Source organism: Burkholderia sp. Ac-20349 (assembly GCF_017104865.1).
Taxonomy (GTDB): domain Bacteria; phylum Pseudomonadota; class Gammaproteobacteria; order Burkholderiales; family Burkholderiaceae; genus Burkholderia; species Burkholderia aenigmatica.
Genome location: NZ_JAAGPM010000112.1, coordinates 1 through 26,338, shown reverse-complemented (window position 1 = coordinate 26,338; position 26,338 = coordinate 1). Strand labels below are relative to the sequence as shown.

The following is a 26,338-nucleotide window of genomic DNA, read 5'->3' as shown; positions in this document are numbered from 1 at the left end:
TCGTCCGCGTCGTACTTCCTCGCGGCCGGCGCGCTTGGCGGCGGCCCGCTGCGCGTCGAAGGCGTGGGGCGTGCGAGCATCCAGGGCGATGTCGGCTTCGCGAATGCGCTGATGCAGATGGGCGCGAGTGTGGCGGCACGCGGCCGGCCACGGTAGTGCCGCCTTGCGCAGATTTGTTATACGCTTCACGCATGACCGAAAAATCTCCCTTCTCCCATGCTGCTGGCGGGTCTCCGCGCGTTCAGGCGGTGCCGGTGGACGGCGCTGGCTATCGTTTCGAGCTGATGGAAACCTTCGTGCGCATAGTCGAGGCCGGCAGTCTGTCGGCCGCTGCCGCGCAACTGAATACGACGCAGCCGACGATCAGCCGGCGGCTGCAGGCGCTCGAACGCTCGCTCGGCATGCGGCTGCTGCAGCGCACGACGCACACGATGCGGCTGACCGTCGACGGCGAGCGCTGCTTCAAGCGCGCGAAGGAGTTGCTGGCGAACTGGGCGGCGTTCGAGGCCGATCTGCGCGGTGCACAGGAGGAGCCCGACGGGCTGTTGCGGGTCGCGGTGCCGCACGCGTTCGGCCAGGAGCGTTTCGTTGCGCCGATCGCGCGGTTCCTGCGCGACTATCCGCGCGTGTCGGTCGAGTGGTTGCTGCAGGACGAAGTGCGGGATTTCGTCGGCAGCGGCATCGATTGCGCGATCCAGGTGGGCGAGCCGACCGATCCGGCCGTCGTCGCGATCCGGCTCTCGAAGGTGCCGCGCTTCGTGGTCGCCGCGCCGTCCGTGCTGAACGGTGCCGATGTGCCGGCCGACCCCGACGCGCTGGCCGCGTTGCCGTGGCTGTCGCTGCGCACGTACTACCGCACCGAGCTGGCGCTCACGCATTCGGTCACGGGCGAAACGCAGCGCATCGCGATCCGCCCGCGCTTCACGACCGCGAACCTGTACGCGCTGCGCAGCGCGGCGTTGCTGGGCGTGGGCGCGTGCGTCGGCTCGTCATGGATGCTGGCCGACCACCTCGCGCGTGGTGAACTCGTCCATCTCGCGCCCGCGTGGCAGGCCGCGCCGCTGCCCGTCTACCTGACCTACCCGCATGCGCAGTTCTATCCGTCGCGGCTCGTGCGGTTTGCCGCGATGATGCGGGAGGCCGTGCCGGGGCTCGTCGAAGGGCGCGACGCCTGACGCGGGATGCGGAATGCGCCGCGAGCGCCGCGCGGCTGCGACGCCGTCAGCCGCGCCGGATCCCTTCGGGCAGCGCGCTGATGCGGCGCACCTCGGGCGAATCGAGCCACGCGCGCGACGTCGCGCAGTCGGCGAACATGTCGGTCGCGTCCTCGCCCCAGAACAGGTCGCCGTCGAGTTCGAAGGTCGGCACGCCGAATACGCCGTGCGCGATCGCATCATCGGTGTTCGCGCGCAGCGCGTCCTTCACCGGCTGGGCGTCGACGGCCGTCACGCCTTCCGGAAAGCCGACGGCTTCGCACAGCGCGGCGAAGCCTTCCGGTGTCGACACGTCCTGGCCGTCGCGCCAGATATGCCGGAAGATCCGCCGGATCGCGTCGGGCGAGTTGCCCATCGCGATCGCGAGGCGCAGCGGCTTGATCGGATTGAACGGATGCGCGGGCGGCATCCGGAACGGAATGCCGAGCTTGTCCGCGCGATATTGCGCGTGGCGATAGGTGAAGACGCGTTTCGCCGCGATCTCGGCCGGTGCTTTCTGGCCCCAGTGTGCAAGCAGTGCGCCGAGCACGATGGGCCGCGGTTCGAACGCGGCGGCTGGCGGGAGCTGGTCGAACCGTTCCTGCTGCAGATAGGCGAACGGCGAAACGAAATCGAAATACCAGGTGGCGGTGCGTGCGGCGTTCATCGCGAGCGTCTCCTCGTGCGGGTCCGGATGGATCGGGTGCGGGCCAGTGTCGCACGCGGCGGCGCTTTGCGCTGCCGCATCGCATCCCGCCGCCGGCACGAACGGCCGCTACGCGGCCTCCACCAGCGCCGCGAGTCTCGCCAGCGCCATTTGCCAGCCGGTCTCGTTGTCGGCGGCCGGCACACCGGGTGGCACCCCGTCGTGCACGGCGTCGACGCGCGTGCCGCCCGCTTCGTCGGACAGCGTGATCGTGATCGTCATCGCGCCGCGCAGCATCGGATCGTCGGTCTCGAACACGTCGATCTCGACGATCTGCTCGTCCGGCACGAGCGTGACGAAGCGGCCGTGATAGGTATCGGTGTGCGCGGCGGTCTTGCCGGTGCCGGCCGACGGCGCGTCGTAGCTCAGCGACACGCGCAGCGCGCCGCCTTCGCGCGCGTCGTACGCATGCACGCGGCACGTCATGCCGTCGGGCACCTTCCATTGCTCGACCGCGTGCGGATCGAGCAACGCACGGTAGACGCGCCCGCGCGGGGCGTTCAGGTGCCGGCTGACCCGGGTCGAATGCGTGTGCAACATGTTGCCTCCCGCGGAGCACGCGCGACGGTGCACGCCGGAGGCCGGCGTGTCGTCATGCTTCCTTCAGGAATCCTAGGCGCGCGGGAGGCGGCATGCAATGACCGCACACGCGGCCGCGCTCAGCGCAGCTCGGCCGCGAAGGCGTCGAGCTGGGTGATGCAGGTGTTCCAGCCCTCGAAGAAGCCGAGCGCTTCATGACGCTCGCGCGTCGCGGCGTCCGGATGCATCACGCGTGCTTCGTAGCGGCTGCCCGCATCGTCGTCGGCCATCGTGATGATCGCCGTGAAGCCCATCCACGGCGCCTGCGGCCGCCAGCCGCCCGCGAGCATCGACGTGAACGCGATGCGCGATTCGGGCACGATCTCGAGGAAGCAGCCGGGATTGTCGCTCGTGCCGCCGTCGGGGCCGCGCATGAACGTGTGGAAGGCACCGCCCGGCCGCAGGTCGAACGCGCGCACTTCGGTGGTCCACGGTTTCGGGCACCACCATTCCTTCAGCAGTTCGGGGTCGGTCCACGCACGCCACAGCGCGTGGCGCGGCGCGCGCAGCGTGCGCGTGATGACGAGATCGAGGGTTTCAACGGGTTCGACGGGGCTTGCTGACATCTTGCTCCTCCTGGTAACGGCGTTCGATGAATTCGACGAGACGATCGGATCGGGCTTCCCACAACGCGCGCTGCTCGGCGAGCCATGCTTCGGCCTCGCTCAGCCGGCTGCCGACCAGCGTGCAGGTGCGCGAGCGGCCGGCTTTCCGGGTCTGCACGAGGCCGCTGCGCTCGAGCACCGCGACGTGCTTCATGAACGACGGCAGTGCCATGTCGAACGGCGCGGCCAGCGCGGAGACGGTCCGTTCGCCGTGGCCGAGCGCACTGACGATCGCGCAGCGCGTCGGATCGGCGAGGGCGTGGAAGACGTCGCTGATGTCGGGTTGAAGGTTAGCCATGTGGCTAAGTATAGGGGAGCTGAACGGCGATGCAACGGAAATTTTCGTCGCGTAGGATGTTGGGGCGGTAACACGCGCCGACCGGGCGCGGCGTCGCCGCGCGCCTGCCGCCGTTGCGCGAGCCGCGACGGCCGGCCGGGGTTCCTTCCGATCCGGGCGCACGCCGAACCTGCGCGTGCGGCCTATCTGACTACCGGAGATGGCATGACCGAATCCGTTACCGTCCGCCGCGTCGACGCGGGCGAAGCGATGACCTGCGTCGATGCGCTGGCCGACGTGCTGATCGATTGCGTCGAGGGCGGTGCGTCCGTCAGCTTCATGTTGCCGATCGCCAGGCCGACCGCCGTCGCGTTCTGGACCCGCGTCGCCGACGGCGTCGCGAACGGCGAGCGCATCCTGCTCGTTGCCGAGGATGCGGCCGGCCGGATCCTCGGCACCGTGCAGGTCGTGACCGCGCAGCCCGAGAACCAGCCGCATCGCGCGGATATCTCGAAGATGCTCGTGTCGCGGCATGCGCGCCGGCAGGGCATCGCCGCGCGGCTGATGGCGGCGGCCGACGCGGCCGCGCGCGACGCCGGCAAGACCGTGCTCGTGCTCGACACGGTGACGGGCGGCGATGCCGAGCGGCTGTACGAGCGGGCCGGCTGGCAGCGCGTCGGTGTCGTGCCGAACTTTGCGTTGATGCCCGACGGCACGCTCTGCGCGACCACGTATTTCCACAAGCAGCTGGCGTAGCGGGGCGGGGGCCCGCCGGCCGTACATGGCCCGGCTTCCCTGCCTGATCGATCAGAACACGAACCCGACCGATGAAACGCGGCCACGTTACGCTGGCCGTTGCCGGTCGACTCGTCGCGCTGCCGATTGCCGCGGATGCGCTCGTCCAGCCGCTGCGCGTTGCCGCGCCCGCGCCGGTTCCCGGTGTGTCTTGCCCGAGCGCCGACATCTGCATCGACGATCCCCCGAAGCTCGCCGACGCGCGGCAGCGCTACCGCGCCCCCTACGCGCACGCGGCGGCGGCCGTCGGTCCGGTCCAGACGCCGCCGTGCCTGGAGTTCTGCTCGCCCTCGCGTGCGCCGATGCGTTCGACCTTGGCGCGTGCGCCGCGCTGACGCCCGGGACTACCCAGACCCTAAGTTTCGGAACGTTGGTTCATGCCGCGCACGCAAGCCGCTCTTTTTTCGTCTCCCGACGGTGCGCTGTCAGTGCCTGTCTACGTGCCAGTCGCAAGCCGGTTCCGATAGTCCCGGGGTGAGCATTTCATGATTCGCTTGAAGGCGCTGCTGAAGGCACTGTCGGATTCGTAGCCCAGCGCCTGCGCGATCGAAGAAATCGTAAGGTGGTCTTTTCTCAACGATCGGGTTGCGAGATGAATGCGCCAACGCAATACATACTCCAGCGGCGGCAGGCCGGCCACTTGTTTGAACCGCAGCGCGAGCGTGGATCGTGAAACGCCGGCCACCTGTGCCAGGGCCTGCACCGTCCATCGTTTCGTGGGATCGGTATGAATCGCCTGAATGGCGGTGCTAATACATGGCTCGGCCAAGGCCGCAAGCCAGCTCGGCGTACCGCTTCCTTCTCCCGCGAGGTAGATGCGCAAGACCTGCACCAGCATAAGATGACCAAGATGCTGCGTCACCAAGGCACTGCCCGGGGAGGGGCTGGCGAGTTCGTGAGCGAGCCGTTGCAACGCCCATCGCAACACGGCGGCTTGATCCGAATCACTTTTGACGACGATGATCGCCGGCAGGCTATCCAACAGGAGATCGGCTTCGCCACCGAAGGTAAAGCGGCTGCCAATCAAAAAGCAGTCCTCTGCATTGCCGTAGTGTGCGATGTCGTTGACGGCATCGCGATACAGGTCTTCGGCGTCGACGGCCGGTGACGAAAGGTCGCTGCCTATCAGGACCGGGCCGCTACGGGACACCAGGAAGCAATCGCCGGCCTCCAGCCGTATCGGATGCTCGGCGCCTTTCATGGCCAGCCAGCACGCACCGTGGACCACAGCATTGAACTTGATGCCATCGGGGGCGGGGAAGCGGACTACCCAGTCGCCGCCAGCTTTCAACCCACCAAAAAAGGAACTTTGGGTACTCAACAGGGAAAGGACTTCCGATAGTGGATCCATGTCTGAATTCGGACGATCTCGATAGAAAGTTGGAATTTGCTGCGTTTCCGGTCAGGAGCTTACTCCGGAGAAATTCAAACCGGGTTACAGCGGCCGATCGCGTGACGGTGCGATTCGATCCGACTTGAGGGAGAGTGGCATGACTCACGCGACACGCGCGGGTTGTACGGAGGTCGTCCGTATCGAACGGCTGGTTTCGGACGATCGCGACAGGATCCCGGACGTAGTGATATTCACTGTCCGTGTCGACGCTCGCACAATACCCGTCAGCAAGCTTATCCGTTCGATTTTGTGAGGCGAGGACACGCAATGACCAACAGACAGATTCCCATTCACTCCGGTTTCGGCGCCACCACGACGGCAGCGGAGGTGCTGGAAGGCATCGATCTGGCCGAAACCGTGGCGCTGGTGACGGGAGGGCATTCGGGCCTGGGGCTTGAAACGACGCGTGCACTGGTGGGCGCGGGGGCTCGGGTCATCGTCGCGGCGCGTGATCCGGCGACCGCCAGGAAGCAGGTCGGCGATCTTGAGAACGTCGACATTCGTCCACTGGACCTTGCCGATCTTGCGAGTGTGCGGCAGTTCTCGAAGAGCCTGCTGGCGACAGGTACGCTCCTGCATCTCCTGATCGCCAATGCCGGGGTCATGGCTTGCCCGGAAACGCGTGTCGGGAAAGGATGGGAAGCGCAATTTGCCATCAATCACCTGGGGCACTACGCATTGGTGAACCTGCTGTGGCCGGCGCTGCAAGGTGGCGCCCGAGTCGTCGTTTTATCTTCGTCCGGCCATCAAGTTTCCGGGATACGTTGGGACGACGTACAGTTTGAGCACGGCTACGACAAGTGGCTGGCATACGGCCAATCAAAAACGGCAAATGCATTGTTTGCGGTCCATTTGGACCGGCTTGGTCGCGGAGCAGGCGTGCGGGCGTTTGCGCTGCATCCCGGCATGATACCGACACCGCTCCAGCGTTACCTCCCGAGAGAGGAGATGATCGCACTCGACTGGATGAACGAAGCGGGAGAACCGGCGCACCCGGAAATGCTCAAGACACCGAATCAAGGTGCGGCAACTCAAGTATGGGCGGCCACGTCTCCGTCGCTGGATGGCTTGGGCGGCTTGTATTGCGAAGATTGTGATATCGCGCGGTTGCATGATGGCGATCAACCGGCCCCTGTCGGTGTGAAGCCGCATGCGATCGATCCGCAGCAAGCCAGGCGTCTCTGGGCGCTCTCGGCGGAACTCACGGGCATCAACGCGTTCGCGGGAAAGTCCTGATTGATGTGCGCGCACTCGGCTTCGGCAACGCACGGCCGTCGCGCGCGATGGCGTCTTTCCCGGCGGTACGCCGGTTTTCCCCTGCGGAGACAATCAACATGCCTACCTCGTTTGTCCTGAACGGCAAGAACGTCACGCTCGACGCCGATCCGTCGATGCCCGTCCTCTGGGCGATTCGCGAACACGCGGGCCTGACTGGCACGAAGTTCGGCTGCGGCATGGCGCAGTGCGGCGCGTGCACGGTGCATCTCGAAGGCCAGGCCGTGCGCTCGTGCGTGCTGCCGCTCGCCGGCATCGCGGGCAAGCACATCACGACGATCGAAGGCCTGCGGAGCAAGCCCGCGCGGGCCGTGCAGGCGGCCTGGGTCAAGCTGCAGGTGCCGCAATGCGGCTACTGCCAGTCGGGCCAGATCATGTCGGCCACCGCGCTGCTCGAACAGAACCCGAAGCCGACCGACGCGGACATCGACGCCGCGATGAACGGCAACCTGTGCCGCTGTGCGACCTACGTCCGCATCCGGGCGGCGATCCACGACGCGGCCGCAACGCTGGGAGCGTGACCATGGCGATCGAACCCGACAACACCGGTTCGGCGCGCCCGTCGCGCCGCACGTTCCTGAAGGCCGCGGGCGCCGCGGCCGCCGTCAGCCTGACCATCGGCTTCGAATGGGCCGGCCTCGGCCGCCGCGCGCTGGCGGCGACGGCCCCCGCCGCCGACTTCGCGCCGAACGCGTTCCTGCGCATCACGCCCGACGGCGCCGTCACGGTCATCGCGAAGCACGTCGAGATGGGGCAGGGCGCGTATACGGGCATCGCGACGATCGTCGCCGAGGAGCTCGATGCCGACTGGTCGAGCGTGCGCGTCGAAAGTGCGCCCGCCGACGCGAAACGCTACGCGAACCTCGCGTTCGGCACGATGCAGACCACAGGTGGCAGTTCGGCGATGGCGAACTCGTGGCAGCAACTGCGCGAAGCCGGAGGCAAGGCGCGCGCGATGCTTGTGTCGGTTGCCGCCCGCCGCTGGAAGGTGCGGGAGTCGACACTGACGACTCGGAACGGCGTTGTCACGCACGCGGAAAGTGGCAGGCACGCGAGCTATGGTTCGTTGGTGCAGGAGGCGGCGCGACTGCCGGTACCGGACAAGGTCACGCTGAAACAGCCGGCCGATTTCAAACTGATCGGCCACAAGATTCCGCGCGTGGATGCGTCGGCGAAATCGAACGGCACCGCGCACTTCACGCTCGACACCACCTTCCCCGGCATGCGCGTCGCGCTGCTGCAGCGCCCGCCGCGCTTCGGCGCGAAGGTGAAATCGTTCGACGCGACAGCGGCCAAGGCCGTGCCGGGCGTCGTGTCGGTCGTGCAGGTGCCGGGCGGCGTCGCGGTCGTCGGAACCGGCTTCTGGGCCGCGAAACGCGGTCGCGATGCGCTGAAGATCGACTGGGACGAGGCGAACGCCGAAAAGCGCAGCTCGGACGAGATCATGCGCGAATACCGGCAGCTCGCCGACAAGCCGGGCACATCGGCACGCAAGGACGGCGATGCCGACGCGGCGATCGCGGGCGCCGCGCGCAAGATCGGCGCGACGTACGAATTCCCGTATCTCGCGCACGCGCCGATGGAGCCGCTCGACGCGGTCGTCAAGCTGACGGCCAACGGCTGCGAGATCTGGGCCGGCGACCAGTCCCAGACGATCGACCAGGCTAATGCCGCGCGGGTCGCGGGCCTGAAGCCCGAGCAGGTTCAGATCCACACGCTGTACGCGGGCGGCAGCTTCGGCCGGCGCGCGAACGCGTGGTCGGACTACGTGGTCGAGGCCGTGTCGATCGCGAAGGCGCTCGGCGCGGACGGCAAGCCCGTCAAGCTGCAGTGGACCCGCGAGGACGACATCCGGGGCGGCTTCTACCGGCCGATGTACTTCCACAAGCTCGACGCGGGGCTGACCGCGGACGGCAAGCTGGTCGGCTGGCGCCACCGGATCGTCGGCCAGTCGATCTTCTCCGGCACTCCGTTCGAGAAGGTGATGGTCAAGAACGGCATCGACGCGACGTCGGTCGAGGGCGCGGCCAACCTGCCGTACGCCGTGCCGAACGTGTCGGTCGAGCTCACCACCACCAAGGTTGGCCTGCCCGTGCTGTGGTGGCGCGTGGTCGGCAGCTCGCACACGGCTTACGCGGTCGAGGCGTTCATCGACGAAGCCGCGCACACCGCTGGCAAGGATCCGTACGCGTTCCGCCGCGACCTGCTCGAGAAGGAGCCGCGCATGCGCGCGGTGCTGGACCTGGCCGCGCAGAAGGCCGGCTGGGATCCGGCCAAGCCGCTGCCGAAGGGCCGCGGGCGCGGGATCGCGGTCGCCGAGGCGTTCAAGAGCTATGTCGCGCAGGTGGCCGAGGTGTCGGTCGATGCGGACGGCAAGGTGAAGGTCGAGCGCGTGGTGTGCGCGGTCGATTGCGGGATCGCGATCAATCCGGACATCGTCGCCGCGCAGATGGAAGGCGGCATCGGCTTCGGGCTCGGCGCGGTGATGCACAGCGCGATCACGCTGAAGGACGGCCAGGTCGAGCAGCGCAACTTCGACGGCTACCAGGTGCTGCGCATCGCGGAGATGCCGAAGGTCGAAGTACATATCGTGCCGTCGGCCGAAGCCCCGACCGGGGTCGGTGAGCTGAGCGTTGCGCCGATCGGGCCGGTGGTGGCGAACGCAATCTTCGCGGCGACGGGCAAGCGGCACTACGTGCTGCCGTTCAGCTCGGTGGAAGCCGGCCACGCGGCGTGACGGGGGGGGCGGGCACGATGGCCTCGCGCCCGAGTCCCGCAGGTCAGGATCGCGCGGCGGTTGGCGCTGCGTTCGATGCATCGCGCACGGTGAATGGGGGATTCATGGAGATCTGTAAAGCAATGACGAATACGTTGGCGTTCTGGAAGGGCTTCATTGCCAATCCGAGGCGTGTGTCCGCAATCGCGCCATCCGGTTCCGCGCTTGCCGAACTCATTACGCGCGAAGTTGCCGTTCATCACGCACCGGTGATCGAACTGGGACCCGGCACCGGCGTATTCACGCATCGTCTGATCGAGCGGGGCATTCCGGAAAATCGTCTCGCTCTGATCGAATCAGGCAGCGAATTCGCAGACCAGCTCGCAGGCCGGTTCCCACGCGCGACAGTGCTCAATGTCGACGCAGGACGTTTAGGGCGGATCGAACTCTTTGGCGGCGTGGCAGCGGGCGCGGTGGTGAGCGGGCTGCCGTTATTGTCGATGCCCGTGAAGTCCGTGCTGCGAATTCTATTCGGCGCATTCGCGCATCTGCATCCGCGCGGCGCTTTTTATCAATTTACTTATGGGCCGCACTGCCCCGTCCCGAGACTCGTGCTCGAGCGGCTGGGTTTGCGTGCCAGTCGCATCGGCTGGGTGTTCTGGAACCTGCCACCCGCGTCGGTATACCGGATCACTCGCCGAGCGCATTCCTTCGATATTCGAACCCGCCATCTCAAGCCCTGAAATCGCTCGTAGATGCCGCGCGGTTCGCGGGCATGACGCTCGCGTCGCCGTTGCTCGCGCTGCTCGAACGCGCGAGCCCGGGGCACGTTGCCTGATATGCAGGGTTTGGCTCAGCCGTTTGCAGCGGAGTTCGGCCGCCGGATGGCCGGCGCATCGCCCATTCGCCACCGGCTGACGAGACTCAAGCCCATCCCGGCCGTGACGATCGCGATGCCCGCGAGCGCCGGCGCATGCGGCCGTTCGCCGAGCAGCAGCATGGCCTCGAGCGTGGCAAGCAGCGGCATCATTGCGGCGAAGGTCGCGCCGATCGCCGGGCCGAGTGCGACGACTGCCCGGCTGAAGCAGTAGAGCGCCAGCACCGACATCAGCACGCCCTGATAGATCGCCTGCGTGGCGATGGCCGCGACCGGCGCATGCAGCACGGCGCCGCCGCGCACGGCCAGATAGAGCGGACAGTAGAGCGCCGCGGAGCCGACCGCCACGACGGCCGTCGCGTGCAGTGCACTGGCGCCGGCGCGTTTCGTCGTGACGTTATAGACGGCCCACAGCAGGCCGCCGAGCACGAACAGCGTGAGCGCCGGCAACCCGATCGCACCGCGCAGCGCATCGGACGCGGCCAGCGCAATGCCGGCCAGGATCGTGACGATGCCGGCGACCTGCGCGGTGCTCAGCCGCTCGTGCGCGATCTGCCTGCCGAGGATGGCCGTGAACGCGATCATGCTGCCCGGCGTCAGTGCGAAGTAGCCGACCGGCGCACGGCTCAACGCCGCTGCGACGGTCAGGATGTAGGGCGCGCCGGCGCCGGCGACCATCAGCGCGACCGACGCCGGGCGCAGCGTGCCGAGGCCGCGGCGCAGCAGGACGGGCAGCAACAGCGTGCCGGAGACGACGAAGCGGATGAACGCGATGTCGTACGCATCGAGGGCCGAGTGCGTGACGCCGAGGCGCGTGACGACCGGGAACCCGCCCCAGATGAGCGCCGCGAGCAATCCGTAGCCGATGCCGGCGAGCCGTTCGTTTCCGTTCATGTCCTGTCCTGGTCGTGCGGCCGTTGCGAGCCGGTAGAGGGCAAGGATGCGGTGCGCCCGGTAATGCGTCCAATATATTATTCAGACGCCATTAGGTCGCAAAAAGTCTTTGTGTGGGCAGAGGGATGGATCGTGATGGCAAGCGCCGGAACGTCTCGCCGGTCGTGGCGAGCCCAGGCCGTCCGTTGGGTTTCGGCCGTGAATGAAACCGGGCCGGTGACGTCGCCAGTCCGATATATTCACGCAGGAAAACATCAACGGATTGCCCCGGAACCGCCGCCTCGATGAAACGCTCCCATGTCGCTTTCGCCCTCACGGGCCTGCTCGTCGCGCTGCCGATTGCCGCGTATGCGCTCGTCAAGCCGCTGCGCGTCGTCGCGCCCGCGCTGGTTCCCGGCGTGTCGTGCCCGAGCGCCGATCTCTGCACGGACGATGCCGCGAAGCTCGGCGACGCGCGGCAGCTCTATCGCGACGGCTATGCGCGCGCGGCGGCGGCCGTCGGCCCGTTCCAGGCGGCGCCGCGCGTCGTGTTCTGTTCGACGCGCGCGTGCGCCGATGCATTCGGCGTCGGCCAGCGCGCGGCGCTGACGCTCGGGAATTTCGGTGTGGTCGTCGCGCCGCGCGGCTGGCAGACCTACTTTCTCGCGCACGAGCTGATCCATCACCGGCAGGCGGAAATGCTCGGCAACCTGGCCGTCGCGACCAAGCCGCGCTGGCTGATCGAAGGGATGGCGTATTCGCTCAGCGACGATCCGCGCCACCCGCTGGCGGAGCCGTTCGAATCGTGGCGCACGCGTTTTGCCGCCTGGAATGCGGCGCGCGGTGCGCAGCCGTTGTGGGATGCCGCACGGGGCGTCGAATAGCGCGGCAGGACGCGGCAATACCGCCGCGCACGTCGGCAGGCCGACACGCCGCGCGGGCCGACGCGCCATGACGTTCCGGCGCGACTAAGCCGATGCGCCCGGATCGTCCCGCCCGTCGACGAGCGTGTCCCGCCCTGCTGCGAGGATTTCGTCCGCCAGCGCGGGATCGGTGCCCGCTATCGCGCGCGACAGCACGAGCGCGCCGACCATCTCGCTGAAGACCGCGATCGCGTCGCGGCGCGTCTGCGCCGGCGTCGCGCCTTCCGTGGCCACCATCCGTTCCAGCCGGTCGAGATAGGTGGCGAGGCCGTGCGCATAGCACGCCCGCGCCGCATCGGTCAGTCGCGGTGCATCGCCCGCGAAACCGGACAATGGGCATCCGGCTTCGACGTTGTCGCGATGCGCGGCCGACAGGTACAGCGCTACCTGCGCATCGAGACTGCCGGCGTTCGGCGAATCCGCGCGGTCCTGCATCGCCTTTTCCATTACCTCGGCGACCAGCGCGTCTTTCGACTTGAAGTGGTTGTAGAAGCCGCCCTGCGTGAAGCCGGCTTCCTTCATCAGCTCCGTGAGCCCCACCGCGTCGACGCCGCGCACGCGGAACAGCCGCTCGGCGGCCGCGACGATCGCGCTCCGGTTCTCGGCAGCCTGCTGTCTTGATACACCCATCGATCCACCCCTAATTTTGCCGATCGCGTCGATTGGAAAACACAATGGCGATCACCATTGACATGCCCGAATTGCGCGAACACAATGCATCGCAAAGACAAGGGTGATCGACATTGACATCGAGTGTAGCCGACTTGGCGGAGGGTGCAAAGCCAAGGCCGGAACATCGGATGGCAATCGGTCGGCGTCTTTGGCGCGGCAGGGGCAGGAAGGGCAGCGGAACGTTCACCGTCTGCCGCCTGGCGGCGCGACGGTTCGACAAGCAATGGCAGCCTGGTATTCCACCGGATCTCACGCGCGCGGCGAGCCGGCGCGCATGCGATTCATCACGCGAAAGGAACGAACATGAAGATCGAAGGTGCAGTTGTTTTCGTCACGGGCGCCAACCGCGGGCTCGGGCTCGAGTTTGCGAAGCAGGCGCTCGCGAGAGGGGCGCGCAAGGTGTACGCGGCGGCGCGCGATCCGGCCACCGTGACGTTGCCGGGCGTCGTGCCGGTGAAGCTCGACGTGACCGATCCGGCGGCCGTTGCCGCGGCGGCCGATGCCGCACGCGACGTCACGCTGCTGATCAACAACGCGGGCATCGCGCGGCTCGGCAGCCTGACGGACGACGGCGCGGAGGACGCGTTGCGCGATCACTTCGAAACCAACGTGTTCGGAATGCTGGCGATGTCGCGCGCGTTCGCGGGCCTCCTCGCCGGGAATGGCGGCGGCGCGATCCTGAACATCCTGTCTGTCGCGAGCTGGGTGAACCGGCCGATCCTGGCGGGCTACGGCGTGTCGAAATCGGCCGCATGGGCGCTGACCAACGGCCTGCGCCATTCGCTGCGCGAGCAGCGCACGCAGGTCGTCGGGCTGCATGCCGGCTTTATCGATACCGACCTGACGGCCGGTCTCGACGTGCCGAAGGCGACGCCGGCCGACGTCGTGCGCCAGGCCTACGAAGCGATCGAAGCGGGGGAGGAAGAAGTGTCGACCGACGAGTTCACGCGGCAGGTGAAGGCCACGCTGTCGTCGGGCGTCTATCTGGAAGAACCGGCGCCGCGTTGACGCCGCCGGAATCTCGCACCCGCCGCCTCCGCTGCACGCGCAGCGTGGGCGGCGGGCCGTACCGTCAGGCGGTGGTGTCGATGATGCCCGGGATCTTCACGTCCGGGCTCACGTCCGCGTCGTAGTCGACGCCGGCGATCTCGAAGCCGAACAGCCGCAGGAACTCGGTCTTGTAGCCGGTGAAGTCGGTCAGTTCGTACAGGTTGTCGTTCGTCACGTGGTTCCACTGCGCGCTGACCTTCGCCTGCACCTGCGGATCGAGCTCCTTGTAGTCCGCGCGCAGGCGGCCTTCTTCGTCGACGTGCGGCTTCGCACCATACAGGCTGTCCTTGAACAGGCCGTACACCTGCTCGATGCAGCCTTCGTGCGTGCCGGCTTCCTTCATCGTCTTGAACAGCAGCGACAGGTACAGCGGCATCATCGGGATCGCCGAGCTTGCCTGCGTGACGACGGCCTTCAGCACCGACACGCGCGCGTCGCCGCCGTGCGCGGCCAGCGTGTCGCGAATCGACAGCACCTTCTTGTCGAGATCCTTCTTCGCTTCGCCGATCGAGCCGTTCCAGTAGATGTCGTGCGTGATCTGCTCGCCGAGATACGTGAACGCGGTGGTCTTCGCGCCGTCGGCCAGCACGCCGGCTTCATCGAGCGCGTCGATCCACATCTGCCAGTCCTCGCCGCCCATCACGGCGACGGTGCCGTCGATCTCTTCCTGCGTCGCCGGTTCCAGCGTGACCTCGCGGATCACTTCCTTGTCGGTGTCGAGGCCGCGGAACGTGACCGTCTTGCCGATCGGCTTGAGCGTCGAGCTGATGGTTTCGCCCGTCTTCGGGTGCGTGCGGCGCGGTGCCGCGAGGCTGTAGACGACGAGATCGACCTTGCCGAGATCCTGCTTGATGGTGTCGATCGTGATCTGCTTGACCTTGTCGGAGAATGCGTCGCCGTTGATGCTGCGCGCATAGCGCCCCTTTTCGGCGGCGAATTTCTCGAACGCGGCGCTGTTGTACCAGCCGGCCGTGCCCGGCTTCGTGTCGGTGCCGGCGCGCTCGAAGAACACGCCGAGCGTGTCCGCGTCCGAGCCGAAGGTGGCCGAGATCCGGGCGGCGAGGCCGTAGCCGGTCGACGCGCCGATCACGAGCACCTTTTTCGGGCCGTTGGCGATCGGGCCGTGCGAAGTCACGTAGTCGATCTGTTCCTTGACGTTGGCTTCGCAGCCGACCGGATGAGTCGTCACGCAGATGAAGCCACGCACGCGCGGTTTGATGATCATGGGAACCTCTTGTCTGAAAGGCAGAAACGGCCTGAATTCGGGAAAATCCCGCGCATTGTAAAGGATGCGGCAGATCGCGGGCGGACGCCGCCGGAACCTGGCGGATCGTCCGGTTATTTCTCTCTTGACAGAAATAACTGAAATGCCTAAATTGCACGACATGGAACTCACACCGATTGCCGAACGATTCATTCTCCACTGGGGCGAAATGGGCTCGCGGTGGGGCGTCAACCGCACCGTCTCGCAGATCCACGCGCTGCTCTATCTGGCCGGCCGGCCGATCGCGGCCGACGAGATCGCCGAGACGCTCAACGTGGCGCGCTCCAACGTCAGCACGAGCCTGAAGGAGCTGCAGGCGTGGCGGCTGGCGAAGGTCGTGCATGTGCTGGGCGACCGCCGCGACCACTTCGAGACGTCGACCGACATCTGGGAACTGTTCAAGCTGATCGTCGAAGGGCGGCGCCAGCGCGAGATCGAGCCGACGCTCACGGTGCTGCGCGACTGCCTGACGAATCCCGAGATCGCGAACGAGAGCCGCGAGACCGAGCAGCGCATCCGCGACACGCTGCAGTTCGTCGAGACGCTGACGACCTGGTCGGACGAGATGTTGCGGCTCAAGCCCGATACGCTGATGAAGGCGCTCGGCATCGGCGCGAAGATCAGCCAGACGGTCAGGCGCAAGCCGTCGAAGTAAGCGGGGCGCGCAATGCGGGCAGACAGCCCGCTTTTTTCGGGGTTGTTATTTCTGTTTGTACAGAAATAACTGTAAATAGAGGATGAAAATGAACACTGTCTTGCCGTCGACCAGCCTGCATGGCCGCACCGGTACGCGCAGCATGACCGTTCTCGTGTGCGGCGCGAACGGCTTCATCGGGCGGGCACTGTGCGCGCAGCTCGAAGCTGGCGGCCATCGCGTGCTGCGCGGCGTGCATCATGCGGCCGGCCCGTGCGACGTCGCGATCGATTTCGCGAAGGACATCGATCCCGACGTGTGGCTCGCGCGGCTGGCGGGCGTCGACGTGGTGATCAATGCGGTCGGCATCCTCGCCGATCGACGCGGCGCGACGCTCGACGCCGTGCATCGCGCCGCGCCGTGCGCACTCTTCACCGCGTGCTGCCGCGCCGGCGTGCGGCGCGTGATCCAGATCTCGGCGCTTGGCGTCGAGCGTGGCGATACGCGCTACTTCGCCAGCAAGGTCGCAGCCGACCGCTTCCTGCAGACGCTGCCGATCGACTTCCGGATCGTGCGGCCCGCGCTGGTCTACGGCACGGACGGTGCGTCGGCGCGGTTTTTCCGGATGCTCGCGAGCCTGCCCGTGCACGTGCTGCCGGCGGGCGGCCATCAGCGGCTGCGCCCCGTGCACGTCGACGATCTCGCCGAAGTCGTCGCGCGATGCGTCGATGCGCCGGCGGCGGGCAACCCGGTGATCGACGTAGTCGGCAGCGACGAAGTCGAATATCGCGAGATGCTGGCCCGCTACCGTGCCGCGCTGGGGTTTCCGCCGGCTGCCCGCGTGACGTTGCCGGGCCCGCTGGCCGGTGCGACGGCCACGTTGTTCGGCAGGCTGCCGGGCGCGATGTTCACGCGCGACACGTGGACGATGCTGCGCGGCGGGAACACCGGCGATCCGGCAGCGACCACAGCCCTGCTCGGCCGGGCGCCGCGCGGGATCGCCGGCTTCATCGGCGCGCCAGCCGCCGCGCTGCGTCGCGACGCGCTCGCGATGTGGCGTCGTCCACTGCTGCGCGGCGCGCTTGCGATCGTGTGGATCTGGACCGCCATCGCCAGCGCGTTCATCCATCCGCTGCACGCGAGCCTCGCGCTGCTCGCGCCGGCGCACCTGACCGGGCTGCCTGCGCTGATCGCGCTCTATGCGGCCAGCGCGCTGGACTTCGGGTTCGGCATCGCGACCATCGTGGCGCCGTCGCGCCGCCTGTGGGTCGCGCAAGCCGCGTTGATCGTCGCGTATTCGGCGGTCATCGCGGTCACGATGCCGGGCCTGCTCGCCGAACCGTTCGGCCCGGTGCTCAAGAACGTGCCGATTCTCGCGATCCTGTTGATCCTTTTTTCAGAAGAAGAACAAGCATGAATACCTATCTCGTCATCAAGGCGCTTCACATCCTGTCCTCGGTGCTGCTGGTCGGCACGGGGTTCGGCACCGCGTTCTACCTGTTCTTCGCGAACCGTACGCGCTCGGTACCCGCGATCGCGGCCGTGTCGCACCTCGTGGTGCGCGCGGACTGGTGGTTCACGACGCCGGCCGTGATTTTCCAGCCGGCCTCGGGGCTCTGGCTCGCGCACACGGCCGGCTGGCCGTGGGATACGCCGTGGCTCCTCGCGTCGATCGTGCTGTATGCGATCGCCGGCGCGTGCTGGCTGCCGGTCGTGTGGCTGCAGCTCGAACTGGCCTCGATGGCGAAGCTCGCGCACGTGAACGGCGCTGCCGCGCTGCCGGAACGGTACTGGCGCTATGCGAAGCGCTGGGAGCTGCTCGGCTATCCGGCGTTCTTCGCGATGCTGACCGTCTACTTCCTGATGGTGCTCAAGCCGATGTAAGCGCGCCGTCCACCGCGCGGGGGCGGCGGTAGGGCATGGCGGAAAGCAGTCGATCGATTCATGAGGCATGCGGCAGAAAAAAGAAGGAATGCGAATCATGGACTCAAGTGAACTGGTGCTGTACTTCGATGGACGATGTCCGTTATGTGTGGCGGAGATCAATCGTCTCGGAGCCCGCGATACGCGACAGCGGCTGGCTTTCGTCGATATCGCCGCGCCGGGTTTCGATCCCGCGCCGCTGGGCGTCGATCTGCCCGCACTGAACCGCGAGCTGCACGCGCGCCTGCCCGACGGACGCATGCTGACCGGCGTGGACAGCATCCTGGCCGCCCATGCGCTGACCGGGCGCCGCTGGCTCGTCGGGCTGCTTCGCGTGCCGGTCGTCCGCCATGTGCTGGCGCCGCTGTATCGCCGCTTCGCGCGCAACCGGCATGCGGTATCGCGCTGGCTCGGCTACCACGCCGAAGCGCAGTGCGACGGGGCGACATGCGGTAGTGGCCGAGTCGACGAACCTACGGCGAGTCGTCCGGCGGGTGACGCTGCGCGCCGCATCGTCGTGACCTGGATGTACGGCGCAGCGATTGCGCACCTGCTCGTCGGCATTGCCGTTCCGTGGGTAGCCGGCGCGCCGTGGCTCGACGCGTATCACCGCGTCATCGAGCTGCATTTCTGGGCGGGAACGGCGCCCGACCCGGCGCGTGCGCAGCAGATCTGGTGGATGTCGCTGATCGGCGCGACGGTGCAATGCGCGTCGGTCTGGATGCTCGGGCTCATCCACCTTGGCAACCGGCTGCGTCGCCGCGAAGTGTGGGGATGGCTGCTGGCCGGCCTGTTGATCTGGGCGCCGCAGGACATGCTGTTTTCATTGCAGGCCCATGTATCGGGCCACGTGGCGATCGACGCGGCGGCACTTGTCGCGATGGTGCCGCCGCTCGTCTGGCTGTGGAGGAGGGACACGATATGAACACCTTGGCTGCTTACGACTGGGCGCTCAACCTGCTGATCGTGCAGGGCGCGATGGGCGCATTCGATACGCTCTATCACCACGAACTCACGCAGGATCTGCCGCACAGCCCGCGCGCGCGGCTCGAGCTGGCGATTCACGCGGTGCGTTCCGTGCTTTACGGTCTCGTGTTCGCGTCGATCGCGAACGTTGCCTTTCACGGCGCGTGGGTCGCGGCCCTCGCGGCAGTGGTGGTGATTGAGGTGGTACTGACGTTGTGGGACTTCGTCGTCGAGGACCAGAGCCGCAAGCTGCCGGCGACCGAGCGCGTGCTGCACACGCTGCTGGCCGTCAACGGCGGCGCGCTGTTCGGCATGATCGCGATGCAGCTGGCCGCGTGGGCGCAGGAGCCGACCGCGCTGCAGGCGCTCGACCTCGGCTGGCGCGGCTGGGTGCTGAGCCTTTTTGCTGTCGGTGTGACGGTATCGGGGATCCGCGACGGGATCGCGGCCTGCCGGATCGCACGACGCGCGCCGGTTGCCAATCCGTTCGCGGGGCAACTGCCGGGGAACGTGCTCGTGACCGGCGGAACCGGCTTCATCGGCGAAACCCTCGTGAACGGGCTGCTCGATGCGGGGCATACGGTCACGTTGCTGGCGCGCGATCCGCTGCGCGCGGCTTATCAGTTTCACGGCCGCGTGCGCAGCGTGACCTCCGTCGAACAGTTGCAGCCGCACGAGCGTTTCGACACGGTCATCAATCTCGCGGGGGCGCCGGTGCTGGGCGCGCGCTGGAGCAAGCGCCGGCAGGCGGTGCTGCTCGCCAGCCGGGTCGGCGTCACGGAATCGCTGATGCGCTGGGTCGACACCGCCGAGGTCAAGCCGCGCACGTGGATCCAGGCGTCGGCGATCGGTTACTACGGCGTGCGTGCTGCCGACGAGCGGCTCGACGAGCGCAGCAGCGCCGGCACCGGCTTCATGTCCGAGCTGTGCCGGCAGTGGGAGCAGTCCGCGCAGCCGCTCGAGCGCCACGGTATTCGCTCGGTGGTGCTGCGGCTGGGCGTCGTGTTCGGCCCCGGCGGCGCGTTGCGCTCGATGCTGTTGCCGCACTATTTCGGGATGGGCGGACGATTCGGCGACGGCACGCAGGTGATGAGCTGGATTCACCGGGACGACGTGCTGCGGATCGTCGCGCGCGCGATGGCGAATCCTGGCATGCACGGCGTCTACAACGCGGTCGCGCCCGCGCCATTGACCCAGCGCGAGTTCGTGCAGGTCGTGTCGAAGGTGCTGCACCGCCCGGCCTGGCTGCACGTGCCGGCCGCGCCGCTGCGCGCCGCGATGGGCGAGATGGCCGAGCTGCTGCTGGACGGGCAGCGGGTGATGCCGGCGCGGCTGCATCAGGACGGATTCATGTTCCGGTTCCCGACGGCCGAGCATGCGCTGCGTGACCTGACGAATCGTCCGCATGCGGATTTTCCGCGGACGGCCTGTCGTTTGCCCCGCGGTCGCGTATAAACTCGGCGTGAATGCGTTCGGGACGTGTCGTGTGTCCCGGGCGCTCCGCATCCGACCTCACAAGGAGACTGCATGCTGCACATCCTCGGCAAGATCCCGTCCATCAACGTTCGCAAGGTGCTGTGGCTGTGCACCGAGCTGAACGTGCCGTTCGAACAGGAAGACTGGGGCGCGGGCTTCCGTACGACCAACGATCCGGCCTATCTCGCGCTGAATCCGAACGGTCTCGTGCCCGTCATCAAGGACGACGATTTCGTGCTCTGGGAATCGAACACGATCATCCGCTACCTCGCGAACCGCTATGGCGGCGACGCGCTGTATCCGGCCGAGCCGCAGGCGCGCGCGCGGGTCGATCAGTGGATCGACTGGCAGGGTGCCGACCTGAACCGCTCGTGGGTCGGCGCATTCCTCGGCCTCGTGCGGAAATCGCCCGATCACCAGGATCCGGCCGGCATCGCGCAGTCGATCGCGGGCTGGACGAAGCACATGCAGGTGCTGAACGCGCAGCTCGAAGCGACCGGTGCGTACGTCGCCGGCAACGGCTTCACGCTCGCGGACATTCCGATCGGCCTGTCGGTGAACCGCTGGTTCGGCACGCCGTTCGAGCATCCGGATTTCCCGGCGGTGTCGCGCTATATCGAACGTCTCGCGACGCGCGAAGGCTTCCAGAAGTACGCGGGCAGCGCGAACCCGTGATCCATCGCAGGTAGCGCGCGGTGCGGCGGCGTGGCAATTGCCGCCGCGTCTGCGTCATGACCGGCATGCACGGGCCCGCGGGCCCGTTTTTACGCGCCGGGCGCCGGCACCGCGTCGAGCACGCGCGCGAGAAACGCTTCATGGTTCCACGCCGATTCGGGCCGCGACAGCCCGAGCCGCACGACCACCAGTTGACGGCTCGGCACCACGCTGACGAACTGGCCTTCATGGCCGACCGCATGAAACGCGTCGGCCGGCATCGCGACCGCATGCGGATCGCGATCGTTGAATGGCTCCGGCACCTTGACCCACAGCTGCGCGCCGTACTCCTGGCGCTCCGACTGCGGCGTCGTGCGCGTCAGGTAGTGTACCCAGCCTTCCGGCAGCAGCCGCTGCCCGTCCCATACCCCGTCCTGCAGCAGCAGTTGCCCGAAGCGCGCCCAGTCGCGCGCGCTCGCATACATGTACGACGGGCTGACGAGCGTGCCGGATGCATCGGGCTCGAACACCGCGCTGCGCATCCCGAGCGGCGCGAACAGCGCACGGCGTGGAAACGCGAGGTAGTCGTCCTCGCTGCCGCCCAGCGCTTCGCGCATCACGCGCGCGACGATCGCGCTCGTGCCGCTCGAGTAGGACCACCGCGTGCCGGGTGTCGCGGCGAGCGGCTTCGCCGACGCGAACCGCGCGGTATCGGGCTGCGCGTACAGCATCAACGCGACGTCGGACAGCGGGTCGTCGTAGTCCTCGTTGAATTGCAGGCCGCTCGTCATCCGCAGCAGCTCGTCGAGCGTGATGGCCGCGCGCGGATCGCCGCTGCCGCGCCATTCGGGCAGCAGCGCCGACGTATCGGGCGCCAGCTTGTGCTGCGCGACGAGCGTGCCGACCAGCGCGGCGGTGACGGTCTTCGTCATCGACCAGCCGGGCAGCGGCGTGTCGGCGGTGAAGCCGGGCGCATAGCGTTCGGCGATCACCTGGCCGCGCCACATCACGACGACCGCGCGCGTGCGCCGCGGCCGTGCCGGATCGGGTTCGTCGAATGCGCGGTCGAGCGCGGTCTGCAGCTTGTGCGCGTCGATGCCGGCCGGCAGCGTGGCCGGTGCCGGCTGCGCGGGCGGCGGATCGGGAAGGGGCGGCAGTGCGGCCGGCAGCGCGCCGGACGGCGGCCCGATCGCGAGCGTGCAGCCGAGCCCGGGCCGGAAGTCGGCTTCGCGTTCGGCGAAGCCGGCGAAGGTCGCTGTCGCGCGATGATGATCGGGATCGATCGACGGGTGCACCAGTTTCAGCAGCGGATGCACGCCGGCCATGATGTCGACGTCGATCACGGACGCGGCCGGGCGGCCCGATACGTACACGCCGGAACACAGCGCCTTCGCCGCATAGCCGGTCGCGATCGGCGCGAGCCGGGACAGCATGGTGCCCGTGTAGCCGATCGCGGCGACGGCCGCGAGCGCGACGCCGCGCAGGATCAGCTTCTTGAAGGGGATCGTCATGCGCGAGCGTCCTCGGTTGTCGGCAGGCAGAACATGAACCGGCAGTGTCGCAGGTTCGGGCCGGCGGTGGCAATCGCGGGCGCGTGAGGCGCCGGGCGGTGTCGACAGGGCGCACGTTGCCCGGCGTGTGTGAATCGTGTGTGTCGATCGCCCAGGTCGAACGGGCCGCGCGCGGCCCGTCCAGGTGGCGCGTCACTGCGCGTTGTCGTTGTCGAACCGCAGGGTCCAGACCGTCGCGGTATTCGTGTTGTCGTCGACGGCCGCGAATTGCAGCTGGCCTTTGCTGCCATGCCCGAACGCAAGGCCGAACGCGGCCCCCGTAGCGGTATCGACCTGCATTTGCGCGACGAAACGTCCGTCCACCGTGAATTCGACGATCTCGCTCGACTGCTGCGCGTCGGCGTTGACCGCGTCGCCGTTCGCGGTCACGAGATGGCCGTTCGGTGCGAGCGCCAGCGCGAGCGGGCCATGCAGGTGCGCCGCGTCGAAGTAGATCATCCGTCCGACGCCGCCGTTGCGATTCGTCGACGCGGCGTTCGGGATCGCGAACACCGCGTTGTCGCCGGTGGACGCGACATACAGCACGTCGATGTTCGGGTCGTACGCGAGGCCGGTCGGGCCGACGACGAGCGCATTGGGATCGGTTCGGTTCACGTAGCCCGACGCGATGACGCGCGAGCCCGGCAGCATCGTGACGCCGTTGTCGCTGATTGCCAGTTCGATGCGTGAGACCGTCCCGTTCAGCACGTTCGACACGAACGCGGTCACGCGCTGGCCGCGATCGATCACGGTCATGTCCCACGGCCCGTCGAGCAGCGCCGCGCTGCTGAGTTGCGTGACGAGATTGCCTTGCGGGCCGATGACGAGCAGCGAGCCCGGTGGCATGACGGTCTTGCCGTCCGGCGTCGGGACGTTGCCGACCAGTACGAAGCCGCTGCGCAGCACCGCGAGCGCGGTCGTCAGCCCGAGATTGGTGCCCTGGAAGAACGTCGTCGCCGGCGTCTTGCCGGGTGTCAGCTTCACGATCGTCGTGCCGGTGCCTTGCGCGTTCGACGCCGCGTTGAAGTTGGACACGACGACGTCGCCCGGTTTCAGCGTGCTCCAGGCCGGCACGCCGCGCGGCACGAACGCGATGCCGTATGGGTTGAGATCGCCGTTGACGGGCACGGTCGATGCCGTGAACGATGGAATCGGCAAGATGACGTCGCTGCCGCCGGCCCACGCGAAAGCCGACGACAACGCGACCAGCCCGGCGCCGCAAACCGCGCGGCGTAGCGCGTGCGCAAGCGTGCGTCGGACGCGCGCGAAGGCTGGCGGATCACCCGCAAAGACGGGCGCGGCGGGGGAGCGACAGGAGGGGAGAGGGTCCATGGCATGACTCCGGTTGATGATCGCGATCAGTCATCCCGGCTGCCGGCCTGCGCAGCCGACGGGTGGCCGGCGCGGGTTCGCGATCGTGCTGTTGCCGCGTGAACCCGCGCTCGAAATAAACGGATAGCGACGGCCGGATATTCCAATCTGTTACGCCGGTTGCATGCGAGCCGCTGGCCATTGTTCGCCGCAAGGGCGACGTGGCCTGACAAGTTGAAATCCGACCCGCCATCGGCCGATAATCGTCCGGCATCGCTTTCCTACTCTCCTAGTCCAACCGTTATCGGAAAACGCCATGTCCTACGACAACAACAACCCGTTCGCCAAAATCCTGCGCGGCGAACTGCCGTGCGTGAAGGTCGCGGAAGACGACGCGACCCTCGCGATCATGGATCTGATGCCGCAGGCCGACGGCCACGTGCTCGTGATCCCGAAGGAGCCGGCCGCGCAGATCTTCGAGTTGTCCGGTGACGCCGCCGCGGCCGGCATCCGCATGACGCAGCGCGTCGCGGCGGCGGTGCGCGCGGCGCTCGAGCCGGATGGCGTGTTCATCGGCCAGTTCAACGGCGCGGCAGCCGGCCAGACGGTTCCGCATGTGCATTTCCACGTGATTCCGCGCTGGGAAGGCGCCGAGCTGCGGATGCACGCGCGCGAGATCGCCGACGCGGCGACGCTCGAAGCGCTCGCGCAGCGCATTCGCGCGCGCTTCGTGTAACGCGTCGATTGCACGCGGCGTGGCACGGCACGGCGCCTTGGCCGGCCGCCGTGCCGTCGCCTGTTTCAGCGGTCACGCGAGGTAACACGTGTAACCGCCGGCGAAACGCGGCCCGGCCCACCCGGCGCTAGACTCCGCGCATTGCTTCATCGAGCGACAGGAAGGGCGGATCGCCTCTTCGTGCCGGCTGCCGCCTCTCGCGGCGGCGCGGCTTTCGCGAGGTGCCATTCGTCTTTCGCGCCGGGAATCGAGCCATGACCAGACTTCTCATTACGCTTGCCCTGATCGGCGGCCTGTCCGGCTGCTACGTCGCGCCGCCGTACGGCTACGCGCCTGCGCCGGCCTACTACGGCTATGCACCGGCGTATTACGCGCCGCCCGTCAGCGTCGGGATCGGCGGCAACTTCCGCATCCGCTGATCCGGCACCGGGCGCGGGCGCTGGCCCCATCGGTCAGCGCCAATGCGTTGCGCCGGATGACTCGCGCGGATTCGCGCACCGCATGACCGCGGCGCGCTGCACGGCGTGCGCGCGCTTCCTATACTTCACAGGAAAGCGCATTCCGGTGAGGCAGCCATGACAGTCACCCGCAAGGTCGCCGCCGTGTCGGGCATCTCCACGCTCGTCTATCTCGGGCTCGCGGTGCTCGGTTTCGGTGGGTTCGCGGCCTTCTTCTCGCATCCGCCGCTGACCGTCGTCGTCGTCGCGACGCTCGCGATGGCCGTCGTCGCGCTGTTCACCGAAGGCAATCTGAGCAGCGGCGAGCGCGAGAACCGCGACAACCGCTGGGTGCTCGCGGCGTTCGGGGTGAGCGGGTTGCTGCTCGCGTACCTGCCCGCGCTGACCGACCGGCTCGACTTCTGGACCTTCGGCGGCGATGCGGTGCGCTGGATCGGCGTCGTGCTGTACATCGCGGGCGGTGTGCTGCGCATCTGGCCCGTATTCGTGCTCGGCAAGCGCTTCAGCGGGCTCGTCGCGATCCAGCCGGGTCATACGCTCGTGACCGACGGCATCTACAGCCGCATCCGCAATCCCAGCTATCTCGGCCTGCTCGTCAATTCGCTCGGCTGGGCGCTGGCATTCCGTTCGGGTGTCGGCGTGCTGCTGGTCGTGCTGACGATGGTGCCGCTCGTCGCGCGCATCCGCTCCGAGGAGGCGCTGCTGCGTGCGCAATTCGGCGCCGAATACGACACGTATTGCGCGCGAACCTGGCGTCTGCTGCCCGGCGTGTACTGACCCTCTTCATTTCTTCGCGGCCGTCGTTTCCGGGCCCGCCCGCGATTCGTTCCCGATGTGTTGCCACGTGTGTCGCAAACGTGCGACGCCGCGCATGGCCGGCCTGTTTTTCGGCAGGGCCGAACCCTCGGTGGAGCCAATGCCGGCGCGGGTTTGCGGGCATTCCGGGGCGCGCGTTCGAGATCGCTTATTCGTAAACAACTTGTTACCAGAATGTCCACGGCAAGGACGTGGGACCGGTGCTATTCTTCGCCGCAAGCTCATTGAAATGAATTGGTCCACGGTTCGGCACAATGCCTGACCCGACGTCGATCGATTCAGATCGTCGTACCGAGCGGACCTTCAATAACCAGATTGCGAACAAGGAAGAATACGGGAATGTGGAAGAAAATCGCCCCCGCTCTCGTCGTCGCCGCTTTGACCGGCGCGACTGCACTGCCGGCCATGGCAGGTGACATGAACAACGCGCTTGGCGGCGCGCTCGGCGGGGTAGCCGGCGCAGCAGTCGGCGGTGCGCTCGGCGGCAGCACGGGCTCCAACATCGCGATCAACGGCGGGCAGCACATGCACTGACGCGCAGTGGCACGGCGGTCCGGCGGCGTGTGCGCACGTGCCGGGCCGCGTTCCGCACTATCCAGTGCCAGGGCGGCGGCAG

The 26,338-nt window shown here is 67.6% G+C and carries 27 protein-coding genes and 3 pseudogenes; 20 read left to right on the top strand and 10 right to left on the bottom strand.

Annotated elements, in window-relative coordinates:
* Together G3N61_RS28650 and G3N61_RS28645 are read left to right on the top strand one after the other, a co-directional pair.
* Positions 1 to 132 (top strand): annotated as a pseudogene (locus tag G3N61_RS28650) (3-phosphoshikimate 1-carboxyvinyltransferase); the annotation flags it as partial.
* A 59-nt stretch (positions 133 to 191) separates the two neighbouring features.
* The gene (locus G3N61_RS28645; protein ID WP_205824134.1) at positions 192 to 1,175 is read left to right on the top strand and encodes a LysR family transcriptional regulator; all 984 of its coding nucleotides are present in this window, start codon (positions 192 to 194) and stop codon (positions 1,173 to 1,175) included.
* 46 nt (positions 1,176 to 1,221) lie between these two features.
* Here the strand turns inward: G3N61_RS28645 and G3N61_RS28640 are convergent, their stop codons facing one another.
* From G3N61_RS28640 to G3N61_RS28625, 4 genes are all read right to left on the bottom strand, one after another.
* A complete protein-coding gene (locus G3N61_RS28640) occupies positions 1,222 to 1,860 on the bottom strand; it encodes a 2-hydroxychromene-2-carboxylate isomerase (RefSeq protein WP_205824133.1) in 639 nt (212 codons plus the stop codon).
* A 108-nt stretch (positions 1,861 to 1,968) separates the two neighbouring features.
* Complete coding sequence (locus tag G3N61_RS28635; protein WP_205824132.1) at positions 1,969 to 2,439, bottom strand: SRPBCC family protein; 471 nt, start codon at positions 2,437 to 2,439, stop codon at positions 1,969 to 1,971.
* 119 nt (positions 2,440 to 2,558) lie between these two features.
* On the bottom strand, positions 2,559 to 3,044 hold the full coding sequence (locus G3N61_RS28630) for an SRPBCC family protein (RefSeq protein ID WP_205824131.1): 486 nt from the start codon (positions 3,042 to 3,044) through the stop codon (positions 2,559 to 2,561).
* Positions 3,016 to 3,381, bottom strand: coding sequence for a metalloregulator ArsR/SmtB family transcription factor (locus G3N61_RS28625; RefSeq protein ID WP_205824130.1), 366 nt, complete (start codon positions 3,379 to 3,381; stop codon positions 3,016 to 3,018). Before G3N61_RS28625 ends, G3N61_RS28630 begins: the two co-directional genes overlap by 29 nt.
* A gap of 204 nt (positions 3,382 to 3,585) precedes the next feature.
* Here G3N61_RS28625 and G3N61_RS28620 point away from each other — a divergent pair, with 204 nt between their 5' ends.
* On the top strand, positions 3,586 to 4,116 hold the full coding sequence (locus G3N61_RS28620) for a GNAT family N-acetyltransferase (RefSeq protein WP_089451667.1): 531 nt from the start codon (positions 3,586 to 3,588) through the stop codon (positions 4,114 to 4,116).
* A gap of 71 nt (positions 4,117 to 4,187) precedes the next feature.
* Positions 4,188 to 4,498, top strand: a pseudogene (locus G3N61_RS28615) (hypothetical protein); the annotation flags it as partial.
* Positions 4,499 to 4,591: 93 nt separating this feature from the next.
* Here G3N61_RS28615 and G3N61_RS28610 read toward each other — a convergent pair.
* Entirely contained in the window at positions 4,592 to 5,506 is a 915-nt protein-coding gene (locus tag G3N61_RS28610) for an AraC family transcriptional regulator (RefSeq protein ID WP_089451669.1), read from the bottom strand.
* A gap of 309 nt (positions 5,507 to 5,815) precedes the next feature.
* Here G3N61_RS28610 and G3N61_RS28605 point away from each other — a divergent pair, with 309 nt between their 5' ends.
* From G3N61_RS28605 to G3N61_RS28590, 4 genes are all read left to right on the top strand, one after another.
* Positions 5,816 to 6,784 (top strand): SDR family NAD(P)-dependent oxidoreductase, encoded by a 969-nt coding sequence (locus tag G3N61_RS28605; RefSeq protein WP_089451670.1) that lies wholly within the window; start codon positions 5,816 to 5,818, stop codon positions 6,782 to 6,784.
* A 98-nt stretch (positions 6,785 to 6,882) separates the two neighbouring features.
* Positions 6,883 to 7,344, top strand: a complete 462-nt coding sequence (locus tag G3N61_RS28600) for a (2Fe-2S)-binding protein (RefSeq protein ID WP_089451838.1) — start codon at positions 6,883 to 6,885, stop codon at positions 7,342 to 7,344.
* Positions 7,345 to 7,346: 2 nt separating this feature from the next.
* Positions 7,347 to 9,560, top strand: a complete 2,214-nt coding sequence (locus tag G3N61_RS28595; RefSeq protein WP_089451671.1) for a xanthine dehydrogenase family protein molybdopterin-binding subunit — start codon at positions 7,347 to 7,349, stop codon at positions 9,558 to 9,560.
* A gap of 122 nt (positions 9,561 to 9,682) precedes the next feature.
* The gene (locus G3N61_RS28590; RefSeq protein WP_089451672.1) at positions 9,683 to 10,282 is read left to right on the top strand and encodes a hypothetical protein; all 600 of its coding nucleotides are present in this window, start codon (positions 9,683 to 9,685) and stop codon (positions 10,280 to 10,282) included.
* 110 nt (positions 10,283 to 10,392) lie between these two features.
* On the opposite strand, the gene G3N61_RS28585 is transcribed toward G3N61_RS28590, so the two are convergent.
* The gene (locus G3N61_RS28585; protein WP_205824128.1) at positions 10,393 to 11,310 is read right to left on the bottom strand and encodes a DMT family transporter; all 918 of its coding nucleotides are present in this window, start codon (positions 11,308 to 11,310) and stop codon (positions 10,393 to 10,395) included.
* A gap of 284 nt (positions 11,311 to 11,594) precedes the next feature.
* Between G3N61_RS28585 and G3N61_RS28580 the strand changes: the two genes are divergently transcribed.
* Positions 11,595 to 12,173: a membrane protein gene (locus G3N61_RS28580; RefSeq protein WP_043181085.1), complete on the top strand. Its 579-nt coding sequence runs from the start codon at positions 11,595 to 11,597 to the stop codon at positions 12,171 to 12,173.
* Positions 12,174 to 12,257: 84 nt separating this feature from the next.
* Here the strand turns inward: G3N61_RS28580 and G3N61_RS28575 are convergent, their stop codons facing one another.
* The gene (locus G3N61_RS28575) at positions 12,258 to 12,842 is read right to left on the bottom strand and encodes a TetR family transcriptional regulator (protein WP_205824127.1); all 585 of its coding nucleotides are present in this window, start codon (positions 12,840 to 12,842) and stop codon (positions 12,258 to 12,260) included.
* Positions 12,843 to 13,187: 345 nt separating this feature from the next.
* On the opposite strand from G3N61_RS28575, the gene G3N61_RS28570 reads away from it, so the two are divergent.
* Complete coding sequence (locus tag G3N61_RS28570; protein WP_205824126.1) at positions 13,188 to 13,892, top strand: SDR family oxidoreductase; 705 nt, start codon at positions 13,188 to 13,190, stop codon at positions 13,890 to 13,892.
* 64 nt (positions 13,893 to 13,956) lie between these two features.
* On the opposite strand, the gene fabV is transcribed toward G3N61_RS28570, so the two are convergent.
* Positions 13,957 to 15,159, bottom strand: a complete 1,203-nt coding sequence (gene fabV, locus G3N61_RS28565; protein WP_205824125.1) for an enoyl-ACP reductase FabV — start codon at positions 15,157 to 15,159, stop codon at positions 13,957 to 13,959.
* Between the two features lie 160 nt (positions 15,160 to 15,319).
* Between fabV and G3N61_RS28560 the strand changes: the two genes are divergently transcribed.
* The 6 genes from G3N61_RS28560 (at position 15,320) to G3N61_RS28535 (ending at position 20,872) form a co-directional block, all read left to right on the top strand.
* Entirely contained in the window at positions 15,320 to 15,853 is a 534-nt protein-coding gene (locus G3N61_RS28560; RefSeq protein ID WP_011353812.1) for a MarR family transcriptional regulator, read from the top strand.
* Positions 15,854 to 15,995: 142 nt separating this feature from the next.
* Positions 15,996 to 17,249 (top strand): SDR family oxidoreductase, encoded by a 1,254-nt coding sequence (locus G3N61_RS28555; RefSeq protein WP_205824135.1) that lies wholly within the window; start codon positions 15,996 to 15,998, stop codon positions 17,247 to 17,249.
* Entirely contained in the window at positions 17,246 to 17,716 is a 471-nt protein-coding gene (locus G3N61_RS28550) for a DUF2269 domain-containing protein (RefSeq protein ID WP_205824124.1), read from the top strand. Before G3N61_RS28555 ends, G3N61_RS28550 begins: the two co-directional genes overlap by 4 nt.
* 97 nt (positions 17,717 to 17,813) lie before the next feature.
* On the top strand, positions 17,814 to 18,680 hold the full coding sequence (locus G3N61_RS28545; RefSeq protein WP_205824123.1) for a DUF393 domain-containing protein: 867 nt from the start codon (positions 17,814 to 17,816) through the stop codon (positions 18,678 to 18,680).
* The gene (locus G3N61_RS28540) at positions 18,677 to 20,176 is read left to right on the top strand and encodes a TIGR01777 family oxidoreductase (protein ID WP_205824122.1); all 1,500 of its coding nucleotides are present in this window, start codon (positions 18,677 to 18,679) and stop codon (positions 20,174 to 20,176) included. Before G3N61_RS28545 ends, G3N61_RS28540 begins: the two co-directional genes overlap by 4 nt.
* 72 nt (positions 20,177 to 20,248) lie before the next feature.
* Positions 20,249 to 20,872, top strand: a complete 624-nt coding sequence (locus G3N61_RS28535; RefSeq protein WP_043181064.1) for a glutathione S-transferase — start codon at positions 20,249 to 20,251, stop codon at positions 20,870 to 20,872.
* Between the two features lie 89 nt (positions 20,873 to 20,961).
* Here the strand turns inward: G3N61_RS28535 and G3N61_RS28530 are convergent, their stop codons facing one another.
* Together G3N61_RS28530 and G3N61_RS28525 are read right to left on the bottom strand one after the other, a co-directional pair.
* Entirely contained in the window at positions 20,962 to 22,362 is a 1,401-nt protein-coding gene (locus tag G3N61_RS28530; protein ID WP_089451680.1) for a serine hydrolase, read from the bottom strand.
* Between the two features lie 192 nt (positions 22,363 to 22,554).
* Complete coding sequence (locus G3N61_RS28525; RefSeq protein ID WP_205824121.1) at positions 22,555 to 23,733, bottom strand: hypothetical protein; 1,179 nt, start codon at positions 23,731 to 23,733, stop codon at positions 22,555 to 22,557.
* A gap of 295 nt (positions 23,734 to 24,028) precedes the next feature.
* Between G3N61_RS28525 and G3N61_RS28520 the strand changes: the two genes are divergently transcribed.
* From G3N61_RS28520 to G3N61_RS28505, 4 genes and pseudogenes are all read left to right on the top strand, one after another.
* Positions 24,029 to 24,448: an HIT domain-containing protein gene (locus tag G3N61_RS28520; RefSeq protein ID WP_043181059.1), complete on the top strand. Its 420-nt coding sequence runs from the start codon at positions 24,029 to 24,031 to the stop codon at positions 24,446 to 24,448.
* 254 nt (positions 24,449 to 24,702) lie between these two features.
* Positions 24,703 to 24,867: a hypothetical protein gene (locus tag G3N61_RS28515; RefSeq protein ID WP_011353821.1), complete on the top strand. Its 165-nt coding sequence runs from the start codon at positions 24,703 to 24,705 to the stop codon at positions 24,865 to 24,867.
* Positions 24,868 to 25,023: 156 nt separating this feature from the next.
* Positions 25,024 to 25,683, top strand: a complete 660-nt coding sequence (locus G3N61_RS28510; protein WP_205824120.1) for an isoprenylcysteine carboxylmethyltransferase family protein — start codon at positions 25,024 to 25,026, stop codon at positions 25,681 to 25,683.
* A 378-nt stretch (positions 25,684 to 26,061) separates the two neighbouring features.
* Positions 26,062 to 26,241 (top strand): annotated as a pseudogene (locus tag G3N61_RS28505) (hypothetical protein); the annotation flags it as partial.
* Between the last annotated feature and the right edge of the window lie 97 nt (positions 26,242 to 26,338).

Bases quoted from the DNA above. Each gene is read 5' to 3' on its own strand.
- G3N61_RS28645 (WP_205824134.1), top strand. From the start codon at position 192: ATGACCGAAAAATCTCCCTTCTCCCATGCTGCTGGCGGGTCTCCGCGC.
- G3N61_RS28640 (WP_205824133.1), bottom strand. From the start codon at position 1,860: ATGAACGCCGCACGCACCGCCACCTGGTATTTCGATTTCGTTTCGCCG.
- G3N61_RS28635 (WP_205824132.1), bottom strand. From the start codon at position 2,439: ATGTTGCACACGCATTCGACCCGGGTCAGCCGGCACCTGAACGCCCCG.
- G3N61_RS28630 (WP_205824131.1), bottom strand. From the start codon at position 3,044: ATGTCAGCAAGCCCCGTCGAACCCGTTGAAACCCTCGATCTCGTCATC.
- G3N61_RS28625 (WP_205824130.1), bottom strand. From the start codon at position 3,381: ATGGCTAACCTTCAACCCGACATCAGCGACGTCTTCCACGCCCTCGCC.
- G3N61_RS28620 (WP_089451667.1), top strand. From the start codon at position 3,586: ATGACCGAATCCGTTACCGTCCGCCGCGTCGACGCGGGCGAAGCGATG.
- G3N61_RS28610 (WP_089451669.1), bottom strand. From the start codon at position 5,506: ATGGATCCACTATCGGAAGTCCTTTCCCTGTTGAGTACCCAAAGTTCC.
- G3N61_RS28605 (WP_089451670.1), top strand. From the start codon at position 5,816: ATGACCAACAGACAGATTCCCATTCACTCCGGTTTCGGCGCCACCACG.
- G3N61_RS28600 (WP_089451838.1), top strand. From the start codon at position 6,883: ATGCCTACCTCGTTTGTCCTGAACGGCAAGAACGTCACGCTCGACGCC.
- G3N61_RS28595 (WP_089451671.1), top strand. From the start codon at position 7,347: ATGGCGATCGAACCCGACAACACCGGTTCGGCGCGCCCGTCGCGCCGC.
- G3N61_RS28590 (WP_089451672.1), top strand. From the start codon at position 9,683: ATGACGAATACGTTGGCGTTCTGGAAGGGCTTCATTGCCAATCCGAGG.
- G3N61_RS28585 (WP_205824128.1), bottom strand. From the start codon at position 11,310: ATGAACGGAAACGAACGGCTCGCCGGCATCGGCTACGGATTGCTCGCG.
- G3N61_RS28580 (WP_043181085.1), top strand. From the start codon at position 11,595: ATGAAACGCTCCCATGTCGCTTTCGCCCTCACGGGCCTGCTCGTCGCG.
- G3N61_RS28575 (WP_205824127.1), bottom strand. From the start codon at position 12,842: ATGGGTGTATCAAGACAGCAGGCTGCCGAGAACCGGAGCGCGATCGTC.
- G3N61_RS28570 (WP_205824126.1), top strand. From the start codon at position 13,188: ATGAAGATCGAAGGTGCAGTTGTTTTCGTCACGGGCGCCAACCGCGGG.
- fabV (WP_205824125.1), bottom strand. From the start codon at position 15,159: ATGATCATCAAACCGCGCGTGCGTGGCTTCATCTGCGTGACGACTCAT.
- G3N61_RS28560 (WP_011353812.1), top strand. From the start codon at position 15,320: ATGGAACTCACACCGATTGCCGAACGATTCATTCTCCACTGGGGCGAA.
- G3N61_RS28555 (WP_205824135.1), top strand. From the start codon at position 15,996: ATGACCGTTCTCGTGTGCGGCGCGAACGGCTTCATCGGGCGGGCACTG.
- G3N61_RS28550 (WP_205824124.1), top strand. From the start codon at position 17,246: ATGAATACCTATCTCGTCATCAAGGCGCTTCACATCCTGTCCTCGGTG.
- G3N61_RS28545 (WP_205824123.1), top strand. From the start codon at position 17,814: ATGGACTCAAGTGAACTGGTGCTGTACTTCGATGGACGATGTCCGTTA.
- G3N61_RS28540 (WP_205824122.1), top strand. From the start codon at position 18,677: ATGAACACCTTGGCTGCTTACGACTGGGCGCTCAACCTGCTGATCGTG.
- G3N61_RS28535 (WP_043181064.1), top strand. From the start codon at position 20,249: ATGCTGCACATCCTCGGCAAGATCCCGTCCATCAACGTTCGCAAGGTG.
- G3N61_RS28530 (WP_089451680.1), bottom strand. From the start codon at position 22,362: ATGACGATCCCCTTCAAGAAGCTGATCCTGCGCGGCGTCGCGCTCGCG.
- G3N61_RS28525 (WP_205824121.1), bottom strand. From the start codon at position 23,733: ATGGACCCTCTCCCCTCCTGTCGCTCCCCCGCCGCGCCCGTCTTTGCG.
- G3N61_RS28520 (WP_043181059.1), top strand. From the start codon at position 24,029: ATGTCCTACGACAACAACAACCCGTTCGCCAAAATCCTGCGCGGCGAA.
- G3N61_RS28515 (WP_011353821.1), top strand. From the start codon at position 24,703: ATGACCAGACTTCTCATTACGCTTGCCCTGATCGGCGGCCTGTCCGGC.
- G3N61_RS28510 (WP_205824120.1), top strand. From the start codon at position 25,024: ATGACAGTCACCCGCAAGGTCGCCGCCGTGTCGGGCATCTCCACGCTC.